Raw genomic sequence first — 8250 nt, 5'->3', positions numbered from 1 at the left:
TCCCCCTGTCGAGCAGCGGTAGGCAGCACAAACTCAGTACGGCGATTTTCATGATCGGTCCACACCACCGACTCACCGGAAACACAAAGCCTGTGCGCCAGCGAATGACTCCAGCCAAACCCCAACCCGCCATCCACTTCCACCGCACTGGTGCGATACAGTCGCGTCCACTCGAACGGCAAAATTCCGTCCAACGTGCCATCAGTGAGGGTCAGCAATTCCTCGCCGGTGACCATCGAAACGGGGCAACCGTTGGTAACGGTTTTGTTCGCAGGGGCCGCCGCATCGCCATTGAGGTTCTTGCCCGAAGCCGGCACATCATCCACAGGTTCCTGGCGCACCAACGCGGTCTGCTGCGTCTTGCCGCGCACCGCCGGCACCGGGTTGGCAACCAACTGATCCCCAGCCTTCAGCGGCGCAACCGGCACGGTCTTGATCGGCGTCGGGGCACTGCTCAGCAACAAGGGTTTAACCGCCGCTACATGTGGCTCCAACGTCGGCCCCACATGCTGTTTTGCCAGCAACTCGAGCAAACTCCGCGCCCGTCCGGACTTGATGTGCCCGAGGACTTGAGTGCCCAGGCGTACCGCCACGCCCATGCCCGCCGTCGCCCAAATCAACAGCAAGTTGATCAACACCTCGCCGGTGATTTCGCCCATCAGCTCATACATATCTTGCGGCGGCAGCAGGCGCATCCAGCTGACCATCGCCGACACGTAAACGAACAACAGCGGCTCATCACTGAGTACCAGCAGGCCGTTGGCGATCGCGTCGTTGCTGAGTGTCAGCAGCTCATCAAGCTCGGCCTGGGAGATGTACTTCAGCAACTTCTCGCTGTTGGGCTTGATGTCCGCCAACAGCTCATACAGCTGCGTCAAGTTGTCCCAAAGGGTGTAGAGCGCCGTGCCCATGCCATTGAGAACCGCTTTCTCCAGCATCTTGCGTTGGTCGAGCGGTTTAGCGTCGGTATAAATTGCCCACTGCGCCTGGAAGGTGTCGTTCCAGGCTTTACGCAGGCGCTCTTCCAACCCCGCAATCACTGACTGATAAGACGCGTACAGTGCCTTGACGTGATCTTTGGAAACATTGGGATAAAAACTGATTCGGTACGCTTGATTACGGTCACACTCGGTGATTTCGAGAATGCCGCTGGGGCCGATGGTGTGGTGGATCGGCTCGCCCAATGGGCCGCCGTTGGGATCGACGCGTTGCAGCACCACCGGCGTATTGCCAATGGGCACAAAACGCGTGCTTTGGAACATATGCACCAGAGTCAACGTGCCATTGGCCTGGCACGTGGCGACGGTGCTGCTGGGAATGATGGAGCGGTTGATCGGGGCGACCAGCGCCACCTCATCCCCGACCTTGAACGCCTGCTCGACATCCAGCGCCGAGAAGCTCCAGAAGCTCGACGCCCAGTCGTCAAAGGTATTCAGGCATTCGCGAAAATCGCGGAAGACGCTTTCAACGTCGACCGTCTTCACGTCCATTGGGGTCAGGGCCAGCCTGCCAATGGCCGGGTTCAAGCGCTAGCCCCTTTGGCCCGGGCTCTAACAAACAAAACCATCTGCAATCCCTCGCACTGTGTGATCAGGCGAAGGACTTTGCAGAGGTTTTAAGACGCGCGCAGCAGTGCTTATCTGGCGGATTGGTAGGATGTTTCCGTGGTTTTTGTCGTCTGCTCGGTCGGGTGTGGTGATGTGATTGTCGTACAGCAGGCAGTCACGTTTGGTCGTAACTGACAAATGCAGCAGGTCGGCGAACCCCGGTTAGACTTACCTGTCGATATCCGCACAACCCGGCCCGTCGTTATTCAAGGAAGCCCCATGTATTCAAGCCGCCTGATCCTGTGCCTCACCACGTTGCTGGTGCTGGCCGGTTGCTCCACCCCACGCGGCCCGCAGCAGCCTGAGCGCAGCGAGGCTGAGGTGAAGGCGCAGATTGTGCGGCTGTTACCGGCCACGGTGGCGGACCGCAACGGCTGGGCCACAGACATCTACACGGCCTTCGATACCCAGAAAATCTACCCCAGTAGCGAAAATATCTGCGCCGTGCTGGCGGTCACCGAGCAAGAGTCCACCTATCAGGTAGACCCGCCGGTGCCGAATATGGGCAAGATCGCCCAGGATGAAATCCTGCGCCGCGCCGGCAAGGTCCATGTGCCGTCCTTTGTGGTGCGCACCACGCTGCAATTGCGTTCGCCCACCGGCAAGACCTACGCCGAGCGCCTCAGTGCCGCACGTACAGAGAAGGACTTGAGCGGCATTTTTGACGACTTCATCAGTATGGTGCCCCTGGGTAATACCTTGTTCGGCGGCTTCAACCCGGTGCACACCGCCGGCCCCATGCAGGTCAGCATCGACTTTGCCCAGCAACACGCTCGCGATTATCCCTACACCGTGGATGGCACCATTCGCCGGGAAGTCTTCACCCGTCGTGGCGGCATGTACTTCGGCATCACGCATTTGCTTGGTTACCCGGTGAGCTACGACCAGCCGTTATACCGCTTCGCCGATTTCAACGCGGGGTGGTATGCCAGCCGCAACGCCGCGTTCCAGGCCGCTGTCAGCCGAGTCAGCGGCACCGAGCTGGCGCTGGATGGGGATCTGATTCGTTATGGCTCACTGCTGCCCGGCACCACCGAGTTGGCGGTGCGTTCACTGGGTGCAAAGCTGGATATGCGCAACCCCAGCATCCGCAGCCAGCTGGAAAAAGGTGAGCAGTTCGATTTCGAGGAAACCACCCTCTACAAACGCGTCTTTGCCCTGGCCGACAAGTCTGCCGGCAAGCCGGTGCCGCGCGCGATCTTGCCGGGCATCGTGCTCAAAAGCCCGAAGATCACCCGCAACCTCACCACCGCGTGGTTTGCCAAGCGCGTGGATGAGCGGTACCAGCGTTGCATGAAGCGTTAGCTGATTGTTGATCATTGGCTTGGCTGATCTTGATGGCGGTCTTGGGACGGCTGGGTTACACCTCGTGTTTTGGCCAAGGAAGCACTCGCCATGATCACGCACGTCGTGCCCAAAGGCTTTGTCTCGCTGCCACGCAGCAGCCCGTTGCTCGACCTGTTAGGTCCGGCATATTGCCGGGGCGAAGGGTTACAACTGGAAATCGGCCTGCGTGCCGACAACCGCCACGCCAATGGCCGTGGCACGGTGCACGGTGGGGTGTTGGCGACCCTGGCGGATGTCGGCATGGGTTATGCGATGGCGTTTTCCAGCGAACCGCCTTTACCGTTGATAACCGCGAGCATGACGTTGGACTACCTGGGCGCCGTGCAAGTGGGGGAGTGGATTGTGGTGCGCCTGGAGCACCACAAGCGTGGCCGGCAGATGGCGTTTGCCACCGTGAGCCTGCAAGTGGGCGACAAGGTGGTGGCACGGGCGAATGCGGTGTTTGCGGTACCTCATACCGAGGGATAACCGCGATCAACGGTGGGAGCTGGCTTGCCTGCGATAGCGGTTCGTCATTCAAGCCGTTGCTGGCTGATGCACCGCTATCGCAGGCAAGCCAGCTCCCACATGATTACTGTGTTTTTTCGGGAAAAACGCGTAAAGAAAAGGCCCGATTTTTCGTGGAATCGAGCCTTTTCTCGTGTTGCTCTTTGGATCAACTGCGCTCGAGGGCCAGGGCTACGCCTTGGCCGCCGCCGATGCACAGGGTGGCCAGGCCTTTCTTGGCGTCGCGCTTGATCATTTCATGCAGCAGGGTCACCAGCACGCGGCAGCCTGAGGCGCCGATCGGGTGGCCGATGGCGATGGCGCCGCCATTGACGTTGACCTTGTTCGCGTCCCATTCCAGCTCTTTGCCGACCGCCAAAGATTGCGCGGCGAAGGCTTCGTTGGCTTCGATCAGGTCCAGGTCGCCCAGGCTCCAACCGGCTTTGTCCAGGCAGCGGCGGGTAGCCGAGACCGGGCCGATGCCCATGATCGCAGGGTCGACACCGGCGTTGGCGTAGCTGGCGATACGCGCCAGCACCGGCAAGCCGAGAGCCTTGGCCTTGTCAGCGCTCATCAGCAGCACAGCGGCGGCGCCATCGTTGAGGCTGGAGGCGTTGCCGGCGGTGACGCTGCCGTCTTTCTTGAACGCGGGCTTGAGCTTGGCCAATGACTCGGCCGTGGTGCCGGCGCGCGGTTGTTCATCCACGGCGAAGGCCACCGGGTCGCCCTTGCGCTGCGGGATCAGGACCGGGGTGATCTCATCGACAAACCGGCCGGCTTCGATAGCGGCGGCGGCTTTCTGCTGGGAGGCTGCGGCGAAGGCGTCCTGGGCTTCACGGCTGATGCCGTACTTGTCCACCAGGTTTTCGGCGGTGATGCCCATGTGGTAGTCGTTGAACGCATCCCACAGGCCGTCGGTGATCATGCTGTCGAGCATCTTGGCATGACCCATGCGCAAGCCCGTGCGCGCAGCGGGCAAGACGTACGGCGCCAGGCTCATATTCTCCATGCCGCCGGCGATGATCACATCAGCGTCGCCGCAACGGATGGCTTGAGCGCCCAGGTGCAGGGCCTTGAGGCCCGAGCCGCAGACCTTGTTCAGGGTCAAAGCCGGCACGGCGTGGGGCAGGCCAGCCAGAATCGAGGCCTGGCGCGCCGGGTTCTGGCCGCTGCCTGCGGTCAGTACCTGGCCGAGGATCACTTCATCGACCTGAGCCGGGTCCAGGCCGGTCTGCTCCAGCAGGCGACGGATCACGGCCGCGCCCAACTCCGGTGCCGGAATGCTGGCCAGCGCTCCTTGAAAGCTGCCCACAGCGGTGCGGGTGGCAGCAACAATCACGACGTCTTGCATGGAATCTGTCCTCACTGGAAGTGCATTTCTGGAACGTGGTCCGGGACGATCAGTTTACCGGCGGTCTTGCTCACAATCTCTTCAACGCTGACGCCAGGTGCGCGTTCCTTGAGGACAAAAGCGCCATTTTCGATTTCCAGGTACGCAAGGTCTGTCAGCACGCGCTTGATGCACTGGGCGCCGGTCAGCGGCAGGCTGCATTGGCTGAGCAATTTGGACTCACCGTCCTTGGACGCGTGGGTCATGATCACGATGATGTTTTCCGCACCAGCCACCAGGTCCATGGCGCCGCCCATGCCCTTGACCAGCTTGCCGGGGATCATCCACGACGCGATGTTGCCCTGCACGTCCACTTCAAATGCACCGAGTACGGTGAGGTCGACATGCCCGCCGCGAATCATCGCGAAGGATTCCGCAGAGGAGAAAATCGAGGCGCCGATGCGCGCCGTCACGGTTTGTTTGCCGGCGTTGATCATGTCGGCATCAATGGTTTCCTCGGTCGGAAACGGGCCCATGCCGAGCAGGCCGTTTTCCGATTGCAGCATGACTTCCATGCCTTCAGGAATGTAGTTGGCCACCAGGGTGGGGATGCCGATGCCGAGGTTGACGTAGAAACCGTCCTGCATTTCGCGGGCGACGCGTTGAGCCATTTGTTCGCGGGTAAGAGCCATGTGTTGTCTCCTTATTATTTGGGCTGGCGGATTATTTGCGGACGGTGCGCTGTTCGATGCGCTTCTCGAAGGTGCCGCAAATGACTCGGTCGACGTAGATGCCTGGGGTGTGGATCTGCGCCGGGTCCAGCTCGCCCGGTTCGACGATTTCCTCAACTTCGACCACGGTGATCTTGCCCGCAGTAGCCGCCAGCGGGTTGAAGTTCTGCGCGGTATGGCGGTAGATGACGTTGCCGAAGTGGTCGGCTTTCCAGCCTTTGACAATGGCGAAGTCGCCGGTGATGGACTCTTCCATCAGGTACGGGCGACCGTTGAATTCGCGGGTTTCCTTGCCTTCGGCCACGGGAGTGCCGACGCCGGTGGCGGTAAAGAAGGCCGGGATGCCGGCGCCGCCTGCACGCATTTTTTCCGCCAGGGTGCCTTGGGGCGTCAGCACCACTTCGATTTCGCCGCTGAGCAGTTGCTTCTCGAACAGGGCGTTTTCACCGACGTAGGAGGCGATCACTTTGCTGATCTGCTTTTCTTCCAGCAGTACGCCCAGGCCAAACCCGTCGACGCCGCAGTTGTTGGACACCACGGTCAGGTCGCGGGTGCCTTTGCGCTTGATCTCGGCGATGAGGTTTTCTGGTATGCCGCACAGGCCAAAACCACCGGAGAGCACGGTCATGCCGTCTTCCAGGCCTGCCAGTGCTTCTTCATAGGACGCCACGCGTTTATCGAAACCTGCCATATGCACCTCTTTTATTGTGTGTGGGCCAGCCAATGAACTGAGTGTTGCGCCGACGGATTGATTTGTTAAGTTGTTTTTTAAGGTTGATTGATTTAGAAAACAGCATAGTTAAATCCGCCCCCGGAGCAGCCTCATGACCGTCAAACAGATGCGTGCCTTTCTCGCCGTGGCCCAAAGCCTGAGTTTTGCCGCTGCCTGCGAGCGTCTGCACCTTTCCCAGTCGGCGCTGAGCCTGACCATCAAGGGCCTGGAAGAGGGCCTGGGCGGCCGCCTGTTCAGCCGTAATACTCGCAATGTTGCGCTGACGCCCGAGGGTGAATCGCTGCTGCCGCTGGCACGTCGGTTGATTGCCGATTGGGACAATGCCGAAGATGAACTGCGCCAGCGTTTTACCCTGCAACGTGGTCGCGTCACCGTAGCGGCGATGCCGTCGTTTGCGGGCAACCTGCTGCCACCGATCCTGAAGATATTCCGCGCGCGTTACCCGCAGGTGAATGTGACGGTGCACGACCTGATCAATGAACAGGTGCTGGAGATGGTCCGCGATCGCCAAGTGGAGCTGGGCGTGGCGTTCGAGCCATCTGAAGGCTCGTCCCTGGCCTTCACGCCGTTATACCTGGACCGGTTTATTGCGGTGGTGCCCGGTGATTCGTCACTGGCGCAATGTACCGAAGTCGACTGGAAAACCCTGTTGGAACACCCCTTCATCACATTGCAACGGCCTTCGACGGTGCGAGTGATGCTTGAGGAGCACTTGGGAGCCTTGCGGATGAAATTGCCGGTGGTCCTGGAAAGTCATCAATTGGCTACGGTGGGCAAGATGGTTGCCAGTGGCCTGGGTGTCAGCGCCGTGCCCGCATTGTGCGCACGTCAGATGGAGGAGGCGGGCGCCCATTGCATCACCTTGAGCGATCCGGTTATCGAGCGGCCGATTGGTGTGCTGACCAAACCTGGGCATGAGTTGTCGGCGGCGGCGCAGGTGTTGTTTGATATTTTTCGAGATGAAGCGGCGAAGGGACGTTTCCCGACTTTTTGAGGGTGCCACAAAACAAATGTGGGAGCTGGCTTGCCTGCGATAGCCAGTTAACATTCAACAACAGTGTTGGCAGTTAAACCGTTATCGCAAACAGAACCGCTCCCACAATGGGCAAGTTGTACTTAGTAGTAGCGGTCGATCACTTTAACTTGCGAGTTATCCTTGAAAGACGCCCAGGCACTGTTAAGTGTGTCGAATACTTGCTCGATAAAATTGCGATCGGCTGCCGCTTTCTTGCCGACATAACCCTGGCCGCGGCGGTACATCTTCAGGCGCGCCGCCAGTTCGCGGTGGTTGCGGTCGAAATCGGCTTCTTCGGTATGGGGCGCCAGACAGTCAATTTTGACTTCGCCCGATTTGCCAACCCAAAGGATATGGTCGTCGAGTTTGTCTTTCTGCGCTGCGAACATCTCAGCCAATTCATCGATAGTTGGTTGGTTGTTCAGATTCATAATGTAAGCCCCTTGACCAGTTGGCGATCTATCAGTTGATTCCGTTAAAACTGCTTAGTTGTCTCCGGTTGCGAAAACCGGGCGTCAGTGACGGTCTGCCGAATACGGGCAGGGTCTTGAACCTGATGCATGTAGTCTTGCTGATGAACGGCTACGCAATGGTTTCATCACGAAGACAAGCAGCATTTGAGCTCCTTGTACCAACCCTTGCGGGCCGGTCAGCTTCATCAATCTGCCTTGTGGGCAGTGCACATCCGGAAAAAACAGCTCGGCGGTCAGACGAGCTTGCTCAAAACGCGTGTTACCAACGCTCCCGATCCGGGAGACGTCTCGATAATGCAAGGACAAAAAGGTTACGTCAACGGTTATGTAGTGATTATTTTCAGTCACTACATAAATTGCTGTGGGGACGGGAGAATGCGTGAAAACGTGACTTGGGCGTCATTTTTTGTGCGGTGGGTCGTGGTGGGCAGTTAGCCAATTCAACGCGCAAACCCTGTGGGAGCTGGCTTGCCTGCGATAGCGGTGTGTCAGCCAAAGAGCTGTTGACTGATACACCGCTATCGCAGG

At 59.3% G+C, this 8250-nt stretch carries 8 protein-coding genes; 3 read left to right on the top strand and 5 right to left on the bottom strand.

Going from position 1 to position 8250, the window contains the following annotated elements:
- Window positions 1–1490 (bottom strand): DUF6531 domain-containing protein (locus AOA59_RS28220; protein WP_256593138.1); only part of this gene is annotated, 1490 nt, incomplete at its 3' end.
- A 336-nt stretch (window positions 1491–1826) separates the two neighbouring features.
- On the opposite strand from AOA59_RS28220, the gene AOA59_RS28215 reads away from it, so the two are divergent.
- Together AOA59_RS28215 and AOA59_RS28210 are read left to right on the top strand one after the other, a co-directional pair.
- Window positions 1827–2912, top strand: a complete 1086-nt coding sequence (locus AOA59_RS28215) for a DUF1615 domain-containing protein (RefSeq protein ID WP_099489782.1) — start codon at window positions 1827–1829, stop codon at window positions 2910–2912.
- A 90-nt stretch (window positions 2913–3002) separates the two neighbouring features.
- Window positions 3003–3422, top strand: coding sequence for a PaaI family thioesterase (locus tag AOA59_RS28210; protein ID WP_099489781.1), 420 nt, complete (start codon window positions 3003–3005; stop codon window positions 3420–3422).
- Between the two features lie 187 nt (window positions 3423–3609).
- Here the strand turns inward: AOA59_RS28210 and AOA59_RS28205 are convergent, their stop codons facing one another.
- The 3 genes from AOA59_RS28205 to AOA59_RS28195 are packed head-to-tail and all read right to left on the bottom strand — an operon-like array spanning window position 3610 to window position 6192.
- The gene (locus AOA59_RS28205) at window positions 3610–4791 is read right to left on the bottom strand and encodes an acetyl-CoA C-acetyltransferase (protein ID WP_099489780.1); all 1182 of its coding nucleotides are present in this window, start codon (window positions 4789–4791) and stop codon (window positions 3610–3612) included.
- A gap of 11 nt (window positions 4792–4802) precedes the next feature.
- Window positions 4803–5462 (bottom strand): CoA transferase subunit B, encoded by a 660-nt coding sequence (locus AOA59_RS28200; RefSeq protein ID WP_065911345.1) that lies wholly within the window; start codon window positions 5460–5462, stop codon window positions 4803–4805.
- A gap of 31 nt (window positions 5463–5493) precedes the next feature.
- A complete protein-coding gene (locus tag AOA59_RS28195; RefSeq protein WP_058420641.1) occupies window positions 5494–6192 on the bottom strand; it encodes a CoA transferase subunit A in 699 nt (232 codons plus the stop codon).
- A gap of 133 nt (window positions 6193–6325) precedes the next feature.
- Here AOA59_RS28195 and AOA59_RS28190 point away from each other — a divergent pair, with 133 nt between their 5' ends.
- Complete coding sequence (locus AOA59_RS28190; RefSeq protein ID WP_099489779.1) at window positions 6326–7228, top strand: LysR family transcriptional regulator; 903 nt, start codon at window positions 6326–6328, stop codon at window positions 7226–7228.
- Window positions 7229–7350: 122 nt separating this feature from the next.
- On the opposite strand, the gene AOA59_RS28185 is transcribed toward AOA59_RS28190, so the two are convergent.
- Complete coding sequence (locus AOA59_RS28185) at window positions 7351–7680, bottom strand: hypothetical protein (RefSeq protein WP_069787311.1); 330 nt, start codon at window positions 7678–7680, stop codon at window positions 7351–7353.
- Window positions 7681–8250: the final 570 nt, after the last annotated feature.

The organism is Pseudomonas sp. 2822-15, from assembly GCF_002742515.1.
Lineage (GTDB): Bacteria > Pseudomonadota > Gammaproteobacteria > Pseudomonadales > Pseudomonadaceae > Aquipseudomonas > Aquipseudomonas salomonii.
This window is presented reverse-complemented; position numbering and strand designations above follow the sequence as displayed.

Excerpts from the sequence above, each read along its gene's own strand:
- AOA59_RS28185 (WP_069787311.1), bottom strand. The coding sequence starts at position 7,680 with ATGAATCTGAACAACCAACCAACTATCGATGAATTGGCTGAGATGTTC.
- AOA59_RS28190 (WP_099489779.1), top strand. The coding sequence starts at position 6,326 with ATGACCGTCAAACAGATGCGTGCCTTTCTCGCCGTGGCCCAAAGCCTG.
- AOA59_RS28210 (WP_099489781.1), top strand. The coding sequence starts at position 3,003 with ATGATCACGCACGTCGTGCCCAAAGGCTTTGTCTCGCTGCCACGCAGC.
- AOA59_RS28215 (WP_099489782.1), top strand. The coding sequence starts at position 1,827 with ATGTATTCAAGCCGCCTGATCCTGTGCCTCACCACGTTGCTGGTGCTG.
- AOA59_RS28200 (WP_065911345.1), bottom strand. The coding sequence starts at position 5,462 with ATGGCTCTTACCCGCGAACAAATGGCTCAACGCGTCGCCCGCGAAATG.
- AOA59_RS28195 (WP_058420641.1), bottom strand. The coding sequence starts at position 6,192 with ATGGCAGGTTTCGATAAACGCGTGGCGTCCTATGAAGAAGCACTGGCA.
- AOA59_RS28205 (WP_099489780.1), bottom strand. The coding sequence starts at position 4,791 with ATGCAAGACGTCGTGATTGTTGCTGCCACCCGCACCGCTGTGGGCAGC.